Annotated in this window: 18 protein-coding genes and 1 tRNA gene; 11 read left to right on the top strand and 8 right to left on the bottom strand. The window is 64.5% G+C overall.

Translation table 11 applies throughout. The features are described from left to right. Nucleotides 1-119: 119 nt before the first annotated feature. The 3 genes from ACREB7_RS04395 to folK form a co-directional block, all read right to left on the bottom strand. Nucleotides 120-326: a helix-turn-helix domain-containing protein gene (locus ACREB7_RS04395; protein ID WP_431591076.1), complete on the bottom strand. Its 207-nt coding sequence runs from the start codon at nt 324-326 to the stop codon at nt 120-122. A gap of 242 nt (nt 327-568) precedes the next feature. Continuing rightward, nucleotides 569-644, bottom strand: a tRNA-Lys gene (locus tag ACREB7_RS04390). A gap of 44 nt (nt 645-688) precedes the next feature. Then, on the bottom strand, nt 689-1,225 hold the full coding sequence (folK, locus tag ACREB7_RS04385) for a 2-amino-4-hydroxy-6-hydroxymethyldihydropteridine diphosphokinase (RefSeq protein ID WP_431591075.1): 537 nt from the start codon (nt 1,223-1,225) through the stop codon (nt 689-691). Between the two features lie 23 nt (nt 1,226-1,248). Between folK and ACREB7_RS04380 the strand changes: the two genes are divergently transcribed. Further along, nucleotides 1,249-1,938, top strand: coding sequence for a uracil-DNA glycosylase (locus tag ACREB7_RS04380; protein WP_431591074.1), 690 nt, complete (start codon nt 1,249-1,251; stop codon nt 1,936-1,938). On the opposite strand, the gene ACREB7_RS04375 is transcribed toward ACREB7_RS04380, so the two are convergent. Next, nucleotides 1,899-2,375 (bottom strand): RNA pyrophosphohydrolase, encoded by a 477-nt coding sequence (locus ACREB7_RS04375; RefSeq protein ID WP_431591073.1) that lies wholly within the window; start codon nt 2,373-2,375, stop codon nt 1,899-1,901. The two genes, ACREB7_RS04380 and ACREB7_RS04375, sit on opposite strands and share 40 nt — an antisense overlap. Beyond that, the gene (locus tag ACREB7_RS04370; RefSeq protein ID WP_431591072.1) at nt 2,372-3,319 is read right to left on the bottom strand and encodes an alpha/beta hydrolase; all 948 of its coding nucleotides are present in this window, start codon (nt 3,317-3,319) and stop codon (nt 2,372-2,374) included. Before ACREB7_RS04370 ends, ACREB7_RS04375 begins: the two co-directional genes overlap by 4 nt. Nucleotides 3,320-3,504: 185 nt before the next feature. Between ACREB7_RS04370 and ACREB7_RS04365 the strand changes: the two genes are divergently transcribed. The 6 genes from ACREB7_RS04365 to ACREB7_RS04340 all read left to right on the top strand — a co-directional run bounded on the left by ACREB7_RS04365 (nt 3,505) and on the right by ACREB7_RS04340 (nt 11,551). After that, a complete protein-coding gene (locus ACREB7_RS04365) occupies nt 3,505-5,364 on the top strand; it encodes a 2-oxoacid:acceptor oxidoreductase subunit alpha (protein WP_431591071.1) in 1,860 nt (619 codons plus the stop codon). After that, the gene (locus ACREB7_RS04360) at nt 5,364-6,401 is read left to right on the top strand and encodes a 2-oxoacid:ferredoxin oxidoreductase subunit beta (protein ID WP_431591070.1); all 1,038 of its coding nucleotides are present in this window, start codon (nt 5,364-5,366) and stop codon (nt 6,399-6,401) included. The genes ACREB7_RS04365 and ACREB7_RS04360 overlap by 1 nt, the downstream gene beginning before the upstream one ends. Nucleotides 6,402-6,702: 301 nt before the next feature. Continuing rightward, entirely contained in the window at nt 6,703-7,653 is a 951-nt protein-coding gene (locus tag ACREB7_RS04355) for a metal-dependent hydrolase (RefSeq protein ID WP_431591069.1), read from the top strand. Next, nucleotides 7,650-9,035 carry a cryptochrome/photolyase family protein gene (locus ACREB7_RS04350; protein WP_431591079.1) on the top strand — a complete coding sequence of 462 codons (1,386 nt, stop codon included), beginning with the start codon at nt 7,650-7,652 and terminating at the stop codon, nt 9,033-9,035. The genes ACREB7_RS04355 and ACREB7_RS04350 overlap by 4 nt, the downstream gene beginning before the upstream one ends. Nucleotides 9,036-9,071: 36 nt before the next feature. After that, nucleotides 9,072-10,352, top strand: coding sequence for a class I SAM-dependent methyltransferase (locus ACREB7_RS04345; RefSeq protein ID WP_431591068.1), 1,281 nt, complete (start codon nt 9,072-9,074; stop codon nt 10,350-10,352). 119 nt (nt 10,353-10,471) lie between these two features. Then, the gene (locus ACREB7_RS04340; protein WP_431591067.1) at nt 10,472-11,551 is read left to right on the top strand and encodes a serine hydrolase domain-containing protein; all 1,080 of its coding nucleotides are present in this window, start codon (nt 10,472-10,474) and stop codon (nt 11,549-11,551) included. On the opposite strand, the gene ACREB7_RS04335 is transcribed toward ACREB7_RS04340, so the two are convergent. From ACREB7_RS04335 to purF, 3 genes are all read right to left on the bottom strand, one after another. Next, on the bottom strand, nt 11,541-11,951 hold the full coding sequence (locus ACREB7_RS04335; protein WP_431591066.1) for a hypothetical protein: 411 nt from the start codon (nt 11,949-11,951) through the stop codon (nt 11,541-11,543). The genes ACREB7_RS04340 and ACREB7_RS04335 overlap by 11 nt on opposite strands. A gap of 64 nt (nt 11,952-12,015) precedes the next feature. Continuing rightward, a complete protein-coding gene (locus ACREB7_RS04330) occupies nt 12,016-12,750 on the bottom strand; it encodes an SDR family NAD(P)-dependent oxidoreductase (protein ID WP_431591065.1) in 735 nt (244 codons plus the stop codon). Nucleotides 12,751-12,754: 4 nt separating this feature from the next. Further along, nucleotides 12,755-14,212, bottom strand: a complete 1,458-nt coding sequence (purF, locus tag ACREB7_RS04325; protein WP_431591064.1) for an amidophosphoribosyltransferase — start codon at nt 14,210-14,212, stop codon at nt 12,755-12,757. A gap of 121 nt (nt 14,213-14,333) precedes the next feature. On the opposite strand from purF, the gene hisI reads away from it, so the two are divergent. The 4 genes from hisI (at nt 14,334) to ACREB7_RS04305 (ending at nt 17,596) form a co-directional block, all read left to right on the top strand. Further along, the gene (gene hisI / locus ACREB7_RS04320) at nt 14,334-14,708 is read left to right on the top strand and encodes a phosphoribosyl-AMP cyclohydrolase (RefSeq protein ID WP_431591063.1); all 375 of its coding nucleotides are present in this window, start codon (nt 14,334-14,336) and stop codon (nt 14,706-14,708) included. After that, nucleotides 14,695-15,228: a hypothetical protein gene (locus ACREB7_RS04315; RefSeq protein WP_431591062.1), complete on the top strand. Its 534-nt coding sequence runs from the start codon at nt 14,695-14,697 to the stop codon at nt 15,226-15,228. Before hisI ends, ACREB7_RS04315 begins: the two co-directional genes overlap by 14 nt. Nucleotides 15,229-15,296: 68 nt before the next feature. Further along, a complete protein-coding gene (locus ACREB7_RS04310) occupies nt 15,297-15,728 on the top strand; it encodes a MerR family transcriptional regulator (protein ID WP_431591061.1) in 432 nt (143 codons plus the stop codon). Between the two features lie 65 nt (nt 15,729-15,793). Beyond that, nucleotides 15,794-17,596 (top strand): acyl-CoA dehydrogenase C-terminal domain-containing protein, encoded by a 1,803-nt coding sequence (locus ACREB7_RS04305; protein ID WP_431591060.1) that lies wholly within the window; start codon nt 15,794-15,796, stop codon nt 17,594-17,596. The last annotated feature ends 34 nt before the right edge of the window (nt 17,597-17,630 follow it).

Raw genomic sequence — 17,630 nt, 5'->3', positions numbered from 1 at the left:
CCCGCCTCCGCTTCCTTCAACACCCCGATGATCTGCTCTTCCGAAAACCTCAAACGCTTCATCTGTCCGTCCTTCCTTCAAGGCCGGACTCTAATCACTGTTGGAGGAAAATCAGGGGGTCACGTCACGCGATAACGTACCCCATGTCCCAATGCATCGGAGACAAGGAACGTCACTCCGAGAACTTCAAATGCGCCTCTGATATCTCTCAGCGTCCGGTCATAAGGGACCCGTTTGCCGAGTTCGAAGTCGGAAAGGGTAGCAATAGAAATATTCGCTCGATCAGCGAACGCCGGTCGTGACAGGCCCACTGCAGCTCGCGCCATTCTACACTGGCATGGTGTCAACATTCCGCTCACCCCCAAACCTTAGTCGAAATATCTTAGGTTGGCCTCTTAGACTGGCCTTGCGGGGCTGCATAGTGGCAATAGGCTATCTCACCTATCTCGCCGAGAGCATGCCAATTGCACATAAAGGCAAGGGCCAATCGGTACGGTGCCTATTCGGTACTTGGCGAAGCGCCAGACCGCGAAATTTCTATTAAAGCAAATAAAATCAATGCCATGAATGGTGAGCCCTGCTGGGTTCGAACCAGCGACCTACTGATTAAAAGTCAGTTGCTCTACCGACTGAGCTAAGGGCCCATCGCGGTGCCCTGAAAAGGTCGTCCGCGAAGTGAGCCGTCGCCCTAGTGCGCCGATGCGTTCGGGTCAACCGGCTTTGCCCGCACCAGTTTCGCCGCGAGCTGGCGGACACTGCGACCGAGCAGCGGATGCTGCCAGTCGGGTGCGATTGCGCGCAGCGGGCCGAGGACGAAGGCGCGGCTCGCCATCGCCGGGTGCGGGATGGTCAGATCGCGATCGGCCCAGGTGCCGCCGGACCACAGCAAGATGTCGAGATCGAGCGTGCGGGCGCTCCAGCGCTGCCCGGTGCGGCGACCGAAGGCCGCTTCGATATCCTGCAGCCGTTCGAGCATCGCGGGCGGGCTCAGCGGTGACGCGACGAGCGCCACGGCGTTGGCGTAGCGCCGCCGCGACGGACCGAGCGGCTCGCTGGCGATGATCGGGCTGGCGTCGACCGGCTCGATGTCCGCGTTTTCGAGCGCGCCCAGCGCCGCCATCAGCACCTGACGCGGATCGCCGAAGCGGGCATGGCGCCGGTTCGACCCCAGGCCGATCGCATAGAGCGCCAAAGGAATCCCGGAGCGAAGCGTTGCATCGGACATGACGCTGCGCCTATCGCAACGGGGTGGAGATTGTAAGCCCTTTGCCCGGCACCGAACCGCCGCGCGACTGCCCCAACTGTCCGCGCCTTGTCGCGTTGCGGGCCGAATGCCGCGCCGAATATCCCGATTGGTGGAACGCGCCGGTCTATGCGTTCGGCGATCCCGAGGCCTGGCTCGCCTTCGCGGGACTCGCGCCCGGCAAGCATGGCGCCAACCGCACCGGGCGTCCCTTCACCGGCGACTATGCCGGCGACCTGCTGTTTGCGACGCTCGCCGCATTCGGGCTGAGCGAGGGGCGTTATGACGCGCGCATCGACGATGGCCTGACCCTCGACGGCGCGATCATCGTCAACAGCGTCAAATGCCTGCCGCCGCAGAACAAGCCGAACCCACAGGAAATCGCCGCCTGCCGCCCCTTTTTCGAAACGCAGATGGCCGCGCTCCCCAAGGTCCGGGTGATCATCGCGCTCGGCAAGATCGCGCATGACGCGGCGGTGCGCGCTGCGGGCGGGCGCCTCGCCGCCTATCGCTTCGCCCATGGCGCGGTGCATAGGCTCCCCGACGGCCGTCACCTCGTCGACAGCTATCATTGCTCGCGCTACAACACGAACACCGGGCGGCTCACCCCCGCCATGTTCGCCGATGTCTTCCGCACCGCGCTGGCGCTTCGCGATCAGACCAGCGGCCCGAACTCCTCGACCAGCCCGCGATAAAGCGCGCGCTTGAACGGAACGATCAATTTCTCGATCTCGTTCAGCTCGGACCATCGCCAGGCGCGAAACTCCTGGTGCTTCGTCGCGATATTGATGTCGCTGTCCTCGCCCATGAAGCGCATCAGGAACCAGTGCTGGCGCTGGCCGCGATATTTGCCGCCCCACATCTTGCCGATCAGATGATCGGGCAGGTCATAGAAATATTCCTCGCGGCTGCGCGCGATGATCTCGACCAGCCCGCCATGCACCCCGGTTTCTTCGCCGAGTTCGCGGATCGCCGCCATTTCGGCATCTTCGCCGGGGTCGATTCCGCCCTGCGGCATCTGCCAGGCCTCGCTCGACGTATCGAGTCGCTGGCCGACAAAGATCCGGCCGTCGCGGTTGGCGAGCATCACCCCGGCGCAGGGGCGATAGGGAAGGCTGCTGTGGTCGGTCATGCGCTCGCGGTCGCTTCGGCGATCATCGCCTTGAGCATGGTCAGCGCGCCCTTGATATCCTGCTTGGCGCTCGGGATGCCCTGCGACAGGTTGATATAGCCATGGATCGTGCCGGCGCCCTCGCGATAGATCGTCGTCACCCCCGCCTCGACCAGCTTGGCGGCATAGGCGCGGCCCTGGTCGCGCAGCGGATCGAGTCCGGCGGTTACCAACAGCGTCGGCGGCAGGCCCTCGGCCGGGAAATCGAGCGGCGATGCGCGATAGTCGGCGGGGTCGGCGGCATATTGATTGCCGAACCAGGTCATGCTGCCTTCGGTCAGCAGATAGCCTTCGCCGAAATCGCGATAGCTCTGCCAGTCGTTGTGCGTCGTCACTGCGGGATAGATGGGATGGATCGCCAGCACCGTCTTCGACGCCGGCTTGTCGCGCAAGGTCAGCGCGGTCGCGATGGTCAAATTGCCGCCCGCGCTCTCGCCCGCCAGCACCAGTCCGGTGCACGGCACATTGTCGGCGACCCAGCGTGTCGCCGCCTCGCAATCCTCGGGCGCGGCGGGGAAGGGGTGTTCGGGGGCGAGGCGATAGTCGACCGCGATCACCGGCAAATCGAGCAGCCGCGCCGCCTCGGCGCAATAACCGTCGTGGGTGTCGAGGTCGCCGATCACCCAGCCGCCGCCATGATAGAAGACCAGCACCGGACCGACCGCGCGGTCGGGGCGATTGTCATAGAGTCGGATCGGAATGTCGCCCGCCGGGCCGGGGATCGTCCGGTCCTCGACCTTGGCGATCTCGCCGCGCGGGCTGTCGGCCATCTGGGTCATCACCCGGAACATCTCGCGCGCGCCGTCCGCCGGCATCTCTTCCATTTTCGGCCCTTCCTGCGCGTTGAGGAAGGCCAGAAAGGCGGCCACATCGGGGCGCGTATAGGGGGTGGGGCCGTCGGTCATGCTGTCTCTCCCGTCATGGTCGCTACCGCTCGCTATTCGGCATTGGCGGTGCAAATTCAATCGCGAATCGAAACCGACCGCAGCCATTCGCTTTGCGCCGCACAATTTTTTCTGAATTGCGGCTTGTTGCCGACAGGCCTAGGCCGATGTCACAGGTTCGCAAGATTCAAAGGCAGAAACAGAAAATGGCGAGTGCGGTAGAGGACCGGGCCGACGATCGGCAGTCCCCCCTTTCCGATGCAGTGGTGGTTCGATTTGCGGGTGACAGCGGCGACGGGATGCAATTGACCGGCGGTCAATTCACCCTTTCCTCGGCGCTTGCGGGCAACGACTTTGCCACCTTCCCCGACTTTCCCGCCGAAATCCGCGCGCCGCAGGGCACGCTGTTCGGTGTGTCGGCGTTCCAGATCAATTTCGGATCGTCGGCGATCGACACGGCGGGCGACGCGCCCGACGTGCTGGTCGCGATGAACCCGGCGGCGCTCAAGACCAATGTTCCGGTGCTCAAGCAGGGCGGGCTGATCATCGCCGACGAGGGCGAGTTCAACGACCGCAACCTCGCCAAGGCGAAATATGACGCCAACCCGCTGGAGGATGGCAGCCTCGCCAAATGGCAGCTCCTGAAACTCAACATCAGCCAGCTCACGATGGACGCGGTCAAACCGTTCGGGCTCGGCAACAAGGAAGCGCTGCGCTGCAAGAATATGTGGACGCTGGGGCTCGCGCTCTGGATGTTCGACCGTGACCGCCAGCCGCTGATCGATTGGCTGGGCGGCAAATTCGCCAAGGACCCGAACCTCGCCGCTGCCAACGTCGCCGCGCTCAACGCCGGCCATGCCTATGGCGAGACCGCCGAACTCGCGGGCCCGCTCAAACAGCATCATGTCGATCCGGCGCCGGTCGCGCCCGGCCTCTACCGCACGCTGACCGGCGCCGAAGGCATCGCGCTCGGCCTCGTCGCGGGTGCGCAGCTCGCCAAGCTGCCGATGTTCTTCGGCGGCTATCCGATCACCCCCGCCTCGGCGATTCTGCATCATCTGTCGCGGCTCAAGGAATATGACGTCACGACCTTCCAGGCCGAGGACGAAATCGCCGCCATCTGCTCGGCGATCGGCGCCAGCTACGGCGGTTCGCTCGGCGTGACCTCGTCGTCGGGGCCCGGCATCGCGCTGAAGGGTGAGGCGATGGGCCTCGCGATTATGACCGAACTGCCGCTCGTCATCGTCAATTCGCAGCGCGGCGGTCCCTCGACCGGCTTGCCGACCAAGACCGAGCAGTCCGACCTCTATCAGGCGGTCTATGGCCGCAACGGCGACGCCCCGATGCCGGTCGTCGCCGCGCGCTCGCCCGGCGACGCGTTCGAATGCGCGATCGAAGCGGTGCGAATCGCGGTGCAATATATGACCCCGGTCATGCTGCTCACCGACGGCTATATCGCCAATGCCGCCGAGCCCTGGGCCGTGCCCGACCTGACGAGCTATGAAGCCTTCCCGGTCGAATTTCTCACCGAAGTGCCCGAAGGCGGCTTCAAGCCCTATGGCCGCGACGAAAAGCTCAAGCGCCCCTGGGTCAAGCCCGGCACGCCCGGGCTGCTCCACCGCATCGGCGGGATCGAGAAGGAAATCGACACCGGCCACATCAATTATGAGGCGTCGAACCACCAGGCGATGACCGATATCCGCAAGGACAAGGTCGATGGCGTCAAGGTTCCGGATCAGGTCGTCGAGCTCGGCGCAGAGGGCGGCAAGCTCGCCGTCGTCGGCTGGGGCTCGACCTTCGGCCCGATCCACCAGGCGGTCCGCCGCAAGCGCGCCGAGGGCAGGGACGTCAGCCATATCCACATCCGCCACATCTGGCCGCTGCCCGCCAACCTCGGCGAACTGCTCAAAAGCTATGACAAGGTGATCGTGCCCGAAATGAACACCGGCCAGCTCAAGACCGTGCTGCGCGATCAATATCTGGTCGATGCGAAGCCGGTGAACAAGGTGTCGGGCCAGCCCTTCACCATCGCCGAAATCGAAGCGGCGATCGAGGGAGCCCTCTAATGAACGAGATGACCACCATCGCGCGGACGACGACGCTCAAGGATTGGGAAACCGATCAGGAAGTCCGCTGGTGCCCCGGCTGCGGCGACTATGCGATCCTGAAGGCGGTGCAGCGCACCATGCCCGACATCGGCACGACGCCCGAGAACACCGTGTTCATCAGCGGCATCGGCTGCTCGTCGCGTTTCCCCTATTATATGGAAACCTATGGCTTCCACACGATCCACGGCCGCGCGCCGGCCTTCGCGACGGGGCTGAAGCTCGCCAATCCGGGGCTCGACATCTGGATCGTCACCGGCGACGGCGACGGCTTGTCGATCGGCGGCAACCACACGATGCACCTGATCCGCCGCAATCTCGATTGCCAGATCATGTTGTTCAACAACGAGATCTATGGCCTCACCAAGGGTCAATATTCGCCGACCAGCCGCGTCGGAACGAGCAGCCCCTCGACGCCTTATGGCTCGGTCGACCGCCCCGCGCAGCCCGCCGCCTTCGCGCTCGGCGCCGGCGCGCGTTTCGTGGCGCGCGGCTTCGACGTGTCGAAGAAGCTGCCCGAAGTCCTCAAAGCGGCCCACGCCCACAAGGGCGCGGCCTTCATCGAGATTTTCCAGAACTGCATCGTCTATAACAAGGACGTGTTCGAGGACTTCGCCGCCCCCAAGGGTGCCGAGGACCGCCAGCTCTGGCTCGAGAACGGCGAACCGATGCTGTTCGCCAAGGGCACCAAGGGCATCGCGCTCGATAATGAGGAATTGCACCTCAAGGTCGTCGACGTGATCGATGGCGACTGGCAGTCGGCGGGCGTGATCGTCCACGACGTCACCAACCGCAGCGTCGCGCACATGCTCGTCGAAATGCGCTTCGGCGAGTTTCCGATGGCCCTCGGCGTCCTCTACGACGACCCGCGCCCAACCTTCGAAGCCGACGTCTGGCGCCAGAACAAGGCGGCGGCGGAAGGCAAGACCGCCGACCTCCAGAGCCTGCTCAAAAAGGGCCAGACCTGGACGGTAACCGAGGGCGGGCCGGAGTTGTAAAGGACTCGCACGAAGCCACAAAGGGGCCGGTTTGACGACGGATGTTGAAGAACTGGCCCGGACGGCCTCGCTGGACTGGCAGGCGCCGACGGAAAAGCGACGCTTATAGCATCGTCATCCTGAACTTGTTTCAGGATCCATGGCCTGCCGCTTCCTTCGGCGCTGCGTCCAATTCGAATTCGGGCCGTGGATGCTGAAACAAGTTCAGCATGACGAGAATTTGAGGGTATTTTCTCCAATAAACCCCTTTGTGGCTTCGCGGCTTTGTGCGAGTCATTGTCCAACCAAAAATTGAGGTAAAATGGACAACCTGACCCACAGCCTAGTCGGCGCCGTGCTCGGCCAGATGGGGCTCAAGAAGAAAACCGGGCTCGCGATGCCGACGCTGATTATCGCGGCGAATATTCCCGATATCGACGCCGCCTGCACCGTCTACGGCCAGCTCTCGCTGTCGATGCGGCGCGGCATCACCCATGGCCCGATCGCGCTGATCCTGCTGCCGATCCTGCTCTGGGCCGCGATGATCGCGTTCGACCGCTGGCAGACGAAACGCGGCAAGCGCCCTGAAAACCGCCTGCCGATCCACAAGGGCTGGCTGCTCGCGCTCGCTTATATCGGCTGTCTCAGCCACCCCGCGCTCGACTGGCTCAACAATTACGGCATCCGCCTGCTCGAACCGTTCAGTCCCCGCTGGTTCTATGGCGACAGCATCTTCATCATCGACCTGTGGATATGGATCGCGCTCGGCTTGTCGATCTGGCTTTCGCTCCGCCGCGAGCGCGCGCAGGTCGCGGCCTGGACGCGCCCCGCCTGGGTCGGCTTCACTACGGTGTGCGCCTATATCCTCTTCAACGGCGCGATCACCGGCACCGCTGAGCGCGAGATCGCGGCGGTTCTGCGCGGCGGCGGCCACCCCGACGCGCTCGTTGTCGCCAGCCCGCCGCCCTTGATGTTCTGGAAACGCGACGTCTTCTGGCGCACCGCCGACCGCCAGGGCAGCGCCAGTTTCGACCTCGGTTCGGGCGGCAATGTCGATATCACGGGATCACCGATCGGCATGGACGACCCGCGCGTCGCCCCGATGGTCGCCACCAGCCCCGTCGCGCAGGCCTTCCTCTTCTGGTCGCGCATGCCCGTCGCGAAGTTCGACACAAAGGGCCGCTTGATCCTGTCCGACCAGCGTTTCGGGAACCCGCTCAGCCGCGGGCAGTTTGAAGTCATCGTCGATCCCAAGCCGGAACCCAGGCCCTGACCGCTCCCTCCATCGTCTGGTTCCGCCGCGACCTCCGCCTCTCGGACCAGGCGGCGCTGCTCGCCGCCGCATCTGCGGGGCCGGTGATCCCGGTCTATATCCTCGACGACGAAACCCCGAAGCATCGCAAGATGGGCGCCGCCTCACGCTGGTGGCTTTACCACAGCCTGACCAGTCTCGACGCGGCGCTGCGCGAAAAGGGCTCGCGGCTGATCCTGCGTCGCGGCAAGAGTGACGATCAACTCGCTCAAATCGCCGAGGAAACGGGGGCGGGGCAGGTCCACTGCCTGCACCATTACGAACCCTGGTGGCGCAATGCCGAACGCGCCGTCGGCAAGCAACTCGATCTCGTCCGCCACGACGGCAATTATCTCGCCCCGCCCGGATCGGTCACCACGGGAACCGGCACCCTCTACAAAATCTACACCCCCTTCTGGCGCGCGCTCAAGGAACGCATGCCGCCCCCGCCACCGGCAAACCGCCCGCGCGATATCGCCGCGCCGCCGAAGTGGCCGGCCTCCGACAAACTCGCCGACTGGAACCTCCTGCCTGCCAACCCCGATTGGGCCACGGGATTTCGCCAGTTATGGACCCCCGGCGAGGACGGGGCGCGCCAACGCGTCGCCTATTTCATCGACGAAGCCGCCGACTACGACCGTCGTCGCAACTTACCGTCTGAAGAAGGCAGCTCGCGCCTATCCCCCCATCTCCACTTCGGCGAAGTCTCCCCCGCCTATATCTGGCATCGCATTTCAGAAGCCGCTGGAAACACGGACGTTTTTCTCTCGGAAGTCGCATGGCGCGACTACGCCCAAAATGTGATCCTCCAATTCCCCGACTACGGTACGCGCAACGCCCGCGACACTTTCGCCAACTTCCACTGGCGCACAGGCCAATCGGCCGACGAAGACCTCAAAGCCTGGCAGCAGGGCCGCACCGGCTACCCGATCGTCGATGCCGGCATGCGTCAGCTCTGGGCGACCGGCTGGATGCACAACCGCGTGCGGATGATCGCCGCGAGTTTCCTGATCAAGCATCTGCTCATCGACTGGCGCTGCGGCGAGCAATGGTTCTGGGACACGCTGGTCGACGCCGATTACGGCAACAACAGCGTGAATTGGCAATGGACCGCCGGAACGGGGATCGATTCGAACATGTTCCCGCGCATCATGGCGCCGCTGACCCAGTCGGAGAAATTCGACGCGGTGGGCTATATTCGCGAATGGGTGCCCGAACTGGCCGGCCTCGATGAGCGCGCGATTCACGACCCTGACGAACATGGTCAGCGCCCGTCGGGCTATCCGCCGAAAATCATCGGCCACCGCGAAGCCCGCGCGCGGGCGCTCACCGCTTATGACGTCATGAAGTCGCACGACAATTGATTGTCAGGTGCGCCGCTTTTTGGCAGTGATGCCGTTATGAACACGCATGTCAGGACGGGGCGGGGACGACGGCTGCTACAGGCGGATCGCGCCTTTCGCTCGGGCGGATTGGTCGCTTGGGTGATGGCCCGCGCGCCGGCGGCCTTTTTTCACGGACGCCTCGACAAGATCGACGCCGGGCTCGACCATGGCACATTGGAAGGGCATCTGCCCGACGGCAGCGTGCGCATCCTGGGCGGGCGGGGCAGCGGACCGGTCGCGGTCGTCCATTTGCACAGCTGGGCGGCGCTCGTCCGCCTCGCTTTGTCGGGATCGGTGGGCTGGTATCGCGCCTGGGACAAGGGCGAATGGTCGTCGCCCGACCCGGTGCCTTTGTTCGATCTGTTCATGCGCAATGGCGAAACGCTCGGCAATGCCGCGCGGTCGCGCGGGCCGTGGCGTTGGCTCAATCGCGCGGCGCATGTCCTCAACCGCAACAGCCGCCGTGGTGCGCGGCGCAACATCCACGCCCATTATGATTTGGGCAATGATTTCTATCGCTTGTGGCTCGATGCTGGAATGAATTATTCCAGCGCGCTGTTCACCGACACGGCGCAGTCGCTCGAGGAGGCGCAGACCGCGAAACTCGACGCGATCCTCGATCGGCTCGACCTGCGGTCGGGCAGCCGGTTGCTCGAAATCGGCTGTGGTTGGGGGGCGCTCGCGGAGCGCGCGGTCGAACGCCACGACGTGCTCTACACCGGCATCACCCTGTCGCCGGCGCAGGCGGAAATCGCCGACGCCAGGCTTGCCGCAGTCGACCTGTCGGAGCGCAGCACGATCGAATTGTGCGATTATCGCGATGCGAAGGGACCGTATGACGCGATCGCCAGCGTCGAAATGGTCGAGGCCGTGGGGCAGGCCTATTGGCCGGCCTATCTCGACGCCATCGCGGACCTCCTCCGCCCGGGCGGACAGGCGGCGATCCAGTATATCCTGATCAACGACAGCCTGTTCGAACGTTATGCCGCGAGCAGCGACTTCATCCAGGCCTATGTCTTTCCGGGCGGCTGCCTGATCTCCGAAAGCCGTTTCCGCGCCCTGGCCGAAGAGCGCGGGCTGGCCTGGCGCGACGTCAGGCGCTTCGGGCGCGACTATGCCGAGACCTTGCGGATATGGCGCGAGCGGTTCGACGACGCCGTGGCGAACCAGCAATTGCCGGCGGGTTTCGACGAGCGCTTCGTCCGGCTGTGGCGCTATTATCTGCAATATTGCGAGGGCGGCTTTCGTGGCGGCGGTATCGACGTCGCCCAGGTCACGCTCGTTAAAACGGCCTGAAAACAAAGGGTGGGAGGGTGAAGATGCGAAGACTTTTGGCGGCGACATTGCTGTGCGCGGCTGCGGGATGCTCATCCCCCGCACCGATCAAAACCGACCATATGCCAAAGGATCTGAATGTGCTGTTCTGGACCCAGGATCAACGCGACGCCGCTTTCCGGACGATGGAGACGGTTCCCAAGGTCGTCGTCAATACCGTCGCCGCGGGGGGCAAGGTCTATCCGCTGCCAGAGGGCAAGCCGCTCGACGTCGGCACCGACGTCGACGCCTATATGGCGAAACAGCGCAACGCGGGGTTGATCATCGTCCAGGACGGCAAGATCCGGCTCGAAAAATATGCGCTGGGCTATGAAGCCACGGGGCGTTGGACGAGCTTTTCGGTCGCCAAGAGTTTCACCTCGACCCTCGTCGGGGCGGCGGTGAAGGATGGCTATATCAAGAGCCTCGACGACAAGGTGACCGTCTATATCCCCGGGCTCAAGGGCTCCGCCTATGACGATGTCTCGGTGAAGCAGTTGCTCACGATGACCTCGGGGGTCAAGTGGAACGAGGACTACACCGATCCCAAGTCGAACGTCGCGCTGTTCAACCTGCAGAAGCCGGTCGCGGGCGAGGACATCACCGTCAGCTATATGAAAACCTTGCCGCGCGAAGCGCCCGCGGGGTCGAAATGGGTGTACAAGACCGGCGAGACCAATTTGATCGGGGTGCTGGTGTCGAGCGCCACCGGCAAGACGCTGTCCGCCTATCTGTCCGAGAAGGTCTGGAAACCCTTCGGCATGGAACAGGATGCGGTGTGGATGCTCGGCGCCACGGGGCACGAGATCAGCGGCTGCTGCATGTCGGCGAGCCTCAAGGATTATGCGCGCTTCGGCCAGTTCATGCTGAACGGCGGCGTCGCGGGTGGGCAGAAGGTGCTGCCCGATGACTGGATCGCGTCGGCGACCACCAAGCAGACCGGCATCGATATTCCGGGCCGCGGCTATGGCTATCAATGGTGGACCAACGACGACGGCAGCTATGCCGCGCAGGGCATTTTCGGGCAGGGGATCTTCATCGATCCCAAACGCAAGCTGGTGATCGCATCGAACGGCAACTGGCCGACCGCGACCGACCCCGAAGGCGTCGGCGCCGCGCGCGAAGCGTTCTACAAGACGGTGCAGGCCGCCGTGGACAAGGAAGCTGCGGTCAAGCCGTAGCCGACGCCGCGAAGCCCGTCGCGCGCTGCGCGAGCCAGGCGGCGGCGGCGGGCACGAGGACGGCGAGCGCAAAAATCCACCATTCGTCGAGGGGTGAGGAGGCGCGGTAGATGGCGGCGCCCATCACCGCGCCTGCGACGATCCAGCCGGCGCCATTGCCCGCCGATACCCGCATGGCGAGCCAGCCGCCGGCGAAGGTGCCGACAAACCACCCGATGATCAGCGCGATGGTCGTGCCGATCGGGGCCTCGATCTCTTCTGCGGAAATATCATAGACCGCCGCGTCATATCCGGCGGGAAACAGGTTCGCGCTGGCATATTGGAACAGGAGGATGAGGCCGAACGCCACGACAATGCCGATGATGGTGGCAACCGCCGATCGAATAAGCCCGCTGGTCATTCCCGAAACCTTTATGAAAACCCGGATCGAACAGGTCTTCTAGGCCGCGAAAGCAAATATCGCGTTAAGCGTCCGCCATCACCTTGGGCAGGGCGTGGAAAGCGGTGCTGTCGAAGCCGTCGACCATCAACTGCGCGACAAAGGCGCCGACCGCTGCCGGCTCCTTGATGCTCTGCGGATCTTCGCCCGGATAGGCGCGCGCGCGCATCTGGGTGCGCGTGCCGCCGGGATCGAGGATCGCCGTGCGCACGGTCGAGATATTGCGCATTTCGGCGCCATAGCTGGTGACCAGCGTTTCCAGCGCCGCCTTGGTCGCGGCATAGGCGCCCCAATAGGCGCGCGGTTCGCGCGCAACGCCGCTCGACAGCGCGACGAGGCGGCCGCTGGCAGCACGGCGCAACAGCGGGTCGAAATTGGCGATCAGCGCCTGCTGCGCGATCAGGTTGAGCGTCAGCAGCTTGTTGAATTCCTTGCCGTCGATCGCGCCGACCGGGGTCAGCGTGCCGAGCATCGCGGCGTTGAGCACCAGCATGTCGAGCTTCTGCCAGCGTTCGGCCATCGCGCTGGCGAGGCGGGCGATGCTGTCGCCGTCGGTCAGGTCGAGCGGCGCGATCGTCGCGCTGCCGCCGGCCGCGTGGATTCGATCTTCGAGTTCTTCGAGCCCGCCCGCGGTGCGCGCGGTGATGACGACATGCGCGCCGCGTGCTGCCAGTGCTTCGGCGATCGCTTCGCCGATGCCGCGGCTTGCCCCGGTGACGAGCGCGACCTGGCCCGCCAATTCTTCAGACTGTTTGTGCATGGTGTCAGACAACTCGTTCGGCGAGCAGGGAAAATTGGTCTTCCAATCCATGCTCGTCGAAATCGGTGAGCGTGGTCGGATAGTCGCCGGTGAAGCAGGCGTCGCAATATTGCGGCGCGCGGTCGCTGCGTTCGGCTTCGCCCAGCGCGCGGTAGAGGCCGTCGATGGTCAGAAAGGCGAGGCTGTCGGCGTTGATGAAGTTCGCCATCTGCCCGACGGTCATCTGCGCGGCGAGCAGCTTGGCGCGTTCGGGGGTGTCGACGCCATAGAAGCAGCTGTGCTGGGTCGGCGGGCTGGCGATGCGCATATGCACCTCGGCGGCGCCGGCATCGCGCATCATCTGCACGATCTTCAGGCTCGTCGTCCCGCGCACGATCGAATCGTCGATCAGCACGACGCGCTTGCCGGCGATCAGCGCCTTATTCGCATTGTGCTTCAGCTTGACGCCAAGGTGACGGACCTTGTCGCCCGGCTGGATGAAGGTGCGCCCGACATAGTGCGAGCGGATGATCCCGAGTTCGAACGGGATACCCGATTCCTGTGCATAGCCGATCGCCGCCGGGGTGCCCGAATCGGGAACCGGAATGACCAGATCGGCCTCGACGCCATTTTCGCGGGCGAGTTCGGCGCCGATCGCCTTGCGCACCGAATAGACGCTGGTGCCGTCGACGATCGAATCGGGACGCGAGAAATAGACATATTCGAAGATGCACGGACGTGCCGGCCGTTCGGCGAAGGGCCGGTGCGAGGTCAGTTCGCCGTCGCGGATAATCACCAGTTCGCCCGGTTCGACCGAACGGACAAAATCGGCGCCGACAACGTCGAGCGCGACGGTTTCCGACGCCAGGATATGCGCATCGCCGAGCTTGCCGATGACGAGCGGACGAATGCCGAGCGGGTCGCGGCAGCCGATCATGCCCTCGGCGGTCAGGCAGATCAGCGAATAGGCGCCCTCGACCTGTTTCAGCGCGTCGATGAAGCGGTCGAGCAGGGTGCGGTAGTTCGACGTCGCGACGAGATGGATGATCACCTCGGTATCGCTGGTCGACTGGAAGATCGAGCCGCGGCGGACCAGGATTTTCTTCAGCGCGGTTGCGTTGGAGATATTGCCGTTATGCGCCACCGCAAAGCCGCCGGTCGACAGGTCGGCATAGAGCGGCTGGACGTTGCGCAGCGCGGTCTCACCCGTCGTCGAGTAACGGACATGGCCGACCGCCGAAGCGCCGGCGAGCTGGCGCATGATGTCGTCGCGGTCGAAATTGCCCGCGACATGGCCCATCGCGCGGTGGGTGTGGAAATCCCGGCCGTCAAAGGCGGTGATGCCGGCCGCCTCCTGACCGCGATGCTGGAGCGCGTGGAGGCCGAGCGCGACCACGGCTGCGGCGCTCTCGGCGCCGTGAATACCAAAAACGCCGCACTCCTCACGGAGCTTGTCGTCATCGAACGGGTGTGTGGTGAGCATTTTTGTCCAGCTGTGCGGGGCAGTGACTGCGGCGCATATAGGGAGGGGAATCGCAAATGTCGCCCCCCCAATTTTGACTCATGCGTGACAGCGGCGTTTGTCCTGCTCTAAAGCGCCTTCCATGACCGATATTCGCGACAGCACCGATCGTTTCGACCCGCGCTTCGACGCCGCCGGCCTGGTGACCGCCATCGTCACCGATGCCGACAGCGGGGTGTTGCTGATGGTCGCGCATATGAACGATGAGGCGATCCGACTGACGCAGGCGACGGGGCAGGCGCATTTCTGGTCGCGGTCAAGGCAGGCGTTGTGGCGCAAGGGAGAAACGTCCGGGAACGGGCTGACGCTGGTCGAGATGCGGGTCGATTGCGATCAGGATGCCTTGCTGTTGCGGGTGACGCCGGCGGGCCCGGCCTGCCATACCGGGCGGCGATCCTGCTTCTATCGCCGGGTCGAGAAGGACGGACGGCTGACCTTCCTCGATGACGATGCGTAAGATCGCGGCCTGCCTGTTGCTGCTGCTCGCGGCCTGCGGCCGGCCCGCACCCGACGCGGGCGAGGGCGTGGACAGCGGCAATCCACTCGAAGTTGCAGCGCGCGAGCGCGGTATCGTCCGGCCCGAGGCCGCCGACCTGACCGGGGTGTTCGAACGACGCCACGATCTCGGCCGCGACGCGATGTGCGCCGTACCCGAGGGCGAAGGGCGCTGGCGCTTCGCCATCACTGCCGCCTTCGGCCCCGGACTGTCGTGCGAGGCGAGCGGGCATATCGTCCGCGATGGCGAGAACTGGCGGCTCGATTTCGCCGGTGCGGAAGGGTGCAGCGCGCTCGTTCGCGAAGAAGAGGACGAACTGCGGCTGCCCGGCCAGCTGCCCGCGCAATGCGACCGGCTTTGCCCCGCGCGCGCTTCGCTGTCGGGATTGCGTCTGCCGCGTGCGAGCTGGAACGAGGGCGACGCGAAACGCTTGCAGATGCGCGATAAAGGCGGCAATATGATCCGGCCGTGCGGGATCTGAACGCCACGCCTTCCCCGACGCACGGCCAGCCTTGACGTTCACGTCAACGGAAACTAATCCTAAGCGGCATGAGTGACGATTACGGCCACGCCCACATCGATACGCCCGATCACCTCGGCCGCGAACAGTTCAGCATCACCGACCTGTCGTCGGAGTTCGGCGTCACCGCGCGTGCGCTGCGCTTTTACGAGGATGAGGGGCTGATCAGTCCGTCGCGCAAGGGATTGTCGCGCATCTATTCGAAACGTGACCGCGCGCGGCTCGCGTGGATTTTGCGCGCCAAGCGCACCGGTTTCAGCCTCGCCGACATTCGCGAGATGATCGACCTTTACGACGTCGGCGACGGGCGCAAGACCCAGCGCCAGGTGACGATCGAGAAATGCCAGGAGCGCATCGCGCTGCTCCGTGGCCAGCGCGACGATATCGACAGCGCCGTCGATGAATTGTCACGCTTCATCGACATGGTGAAAAAGGTCGATGAGCGCCAAAAGGCGAACTGACCCTCGACAATCCAGCCTCCCCGGGCAAGACATGGTACCAACCCTGTTTTTCAGAGAGATTTTGCATGCCCGTCTATCGCGCCCCTGTCCAAGACACGCTGTTCCTGATCAACGAAGTGCTTGGCATCGAACGTTATGCCAACCTGCCGGGCTTCGCCAATGCCAGCCCCGACATGGTCGAGGCGGTGCTGACCGAAGCGGGCAAGTTCTGCGAAGAGGTGCTGTTCCCGATCAACCTGTCGGGCGACCTCGAAGGCTGTACGCGCCACGCCGACGGCAGCGTGACCACCCCGGCGGGCTTCAAGGAAGCCTATAAGGCCTATTGCGACGCCGGCTGGACCCTGCTGACCCAGCCCGAGGAATTTGGCGGGCAGGGCCTGCCGCATGTCGTCGGTTTCCCGGTCGAGGAATATCGCATGGCGGCCAATCAGGCCTTCGCCATGTACCCCGGCCTGACGCAGGCGGCGGTCGCCGCGATCCTCGTCAAGGGCAGCGACGAGCAGAAAGCGGTCTACGTTCCCAAGATGATCTCGGGCGAATGGGGCGGGACGATGAACCTGACCGAGCCGCATTGCGGCACCGACCTTGGGCTGATCCGCACCCGCGCCGTGCCCAATGGCGACGGCAGCTACGCAATCAGCGGCACCAAGATCTTCATCTCGTCGGGCGAGCATGACCTGACCGACAATATCATCCACCTGGTCCTCGCGAAGACCCCCGACGCCCCCGACAGCGTCAAGGGCATCTCGCTGTTCATCGTGCCCAAATATCTGGTGAACAGCGACGGCTCGCTGGGCGAGCACAACACGCTGCTGTGCGGGTCGATCGAGCACAAGATGGGCATCCACGCCAATTCGACCTGCGTGATGAATTACGACGGTGCGACCGGCTGGATGGTCGGCGAGGAGAATAAGGGCCTCGCCGCGATGTTCGTGATGATGAACGCGGCGCGCCTTGGCGTCGGTATTCAGGGGCTGGGGCAGGCCGATATCGCGTTCCAGAACGCGGTCCAATATGCGCAGGACCGCCGCCAGGGCCGCGCGCTCACCGGCCCGCAGGACCCGCAGGAAAAGGCCGATCATCTGTTCGTCCATCCCGACGTCCGCCGCATGTTGATGGACGGCAAGGCGACCGTCGAGGGGCTGCGGGCGCTGTGCCTGTGGGGGGCGCTGCAGGTCGACCTCGCGCATGTCGCCGAAACCGAGGAGGAACGCCAGCAGGCCGACGACCTCGTCAGCCTGCTCACCCCGGTCATCAAGGGCTATGGCACCGACAAGGGCTATGATGTCGCGACCAACGCGCAGCAGGTGTTCGGCGGCCACGGCTACATCGAAGAAACCGGCATGTCGCAATATGTCCGCGATGCCCGCATCACGATGATCTACGAAGGCGCCAACGGCGTCCAGGCGATGGACCTTGTCGGGCGCAAGCTGGCGCAGAATGGCGGCCGCGCGGTGCAGGCGCTGTTCGCGGTGGTCGACGGCGAATGCGCGCGCGCGAAAGATGTTCCCGAACTCGCCGATTTCGCGGAACGCCTTGAAAAGGCCAATGGCGAACTCAAGGCCGCGACGATGTGGTTCATGGCGAACGGCATGGCGAACCCGAACAATGTCGGCGCCGGCGCGCATCATTATATGCACATCATGGGCATCGTCGCGCTGGGTTCGATGTGGCTGATGATGGCCGAGGCGGCGCACAAGGCCCTGGCCGAGGGGCGCGGCGACAAGGGCTTCATGGAGGCCAAGCTGGTCACTGCGCGCCATTTCGCCGAACGCTTCATGCCCGACGCGGGCGCGCTCCGTCGCAAGATCGAGGCGGGCAGCGACGCGATGATGGCGCTGACCCCGGAGCAGTTCCACGCCGGCTGATCGCTTTCTGCCGGACGCCCGCAACCAAAGCGGT

It is taken from the genome of Sphingopyxis sp., from assembly GCF_050725615.1.
GTDB lineage: Bacteria > Pseudomonadota > Alphaproteobacteria > Sphingomonadales > Sphingomonadaceae > Sphingopyxis.
This window is presented reverse-complemented; position numbering and strand designations above follow the sequence as displayed.

Bases quoted from the DNA above. Each gene is read 5' to 3' on its own strand.
- ACREB7_RS04335 (WP_431591066.1), bottom strand. From the start codon at position 11,951: ATGACCAGCGGGCTTATTCGATCGGCGGTTGCCACCATCATCGGCATT.
- ACREB7_RS04310 (WP_431591061.1), top strand. From the start codon at position 15,297: ATGAGTGACGATTACGGCCACGCCCACATCGATACGCCCGATCACCTC.
- ACREB7_RS04315 (WP_431591062.1), top strand. From the start codon at position 14,695: ATGACGATGCGTAAGATCGCGGCCTGCCTGTTGCTGCTGCTCGCGGCC.
- hisI (WP_431591063.1), top strand. From the start codon at position 14,334: ATGACCGATATTCGCGACAGCACCGATCGTTTCGACCCGCGCTTCGAC.
- ACREB7_RS04365 (WP_431591071.1), top strand. From the start codon at position 3,505: ATGGCGAGTGCGGTAGAGGACCGGGCCGACGATCGGCAGTCCCCCCTT.
- ACREB7_RS04360 (WP_431591070.1), top strand. From the start codon at position 5,364: ATGAACGAGATGACCACCATCGCGCGGACGACGACGCTCAAGGATTGG.
- ACREB7_RS04345 (WP_431591068.1), top strand. From the start codon at position 9,072: ATGAACACGCATGTCAGGACGGGGCGGGGACGACGGCTGCTACAGGCG.
- ACREB7_RS04355 (WP_431591069.1), top strand. From the start codon at position 6,703: ATGGACAACCTGACCCACAGCCTAGTCGGCGCCGTGCTCGGCCAGATG.
- ACREB7_RS04375 (WP_431591073.1), bottom strand. From the start codon at position 2,375: ATGACCGACCACAGCAGCCTTCCCTATCGCCCCTGCGCCGGGGTGATG.
- ACREB7_RS04330 (WP_431591065.1), bottom strand. From the start codon at position 12,750: ATGCACAAACAGTCTGAAGAATTGGCGGGCCAGGTCGCGCTCGTCACC.
- ACREB7_RS04370 (WP_431591072.1), bottom strand. From the start codon at position 3,319: ATGACCGACGGCCCCACCCCCTATACGCGCCCCGATGTGGCCGCCTTT.
- folK (WP_431591075.1), bottom strand. From the start codon at position 1,225: ATGTCCGATGCAACGCTTCGCTCCGGGATTCCTTTGGCGCTCTATGCG.
- ACREB7_RS04395 (WP_431591076.1), bottom strand. From the start codon at position 326: ATGGCGCGAGCTGCAGTGGGCCTGTCACGACCGGCGTTCGCTGATCGA.
- ACREB7_RS04305 (WP_431591060.1), top strand. From the start codon at position 15,794: ATGCCCGTCTATCGCGCCCCTGTCCAAGACACGCTGTTCCTGATCAAC.
- purF (WP_431591064.1), bottom strand. From the start codon at position 14,212: ATGCTCACCACACACCCGTTCGATGACGACAAGCTCCGTGAGGAGTGC.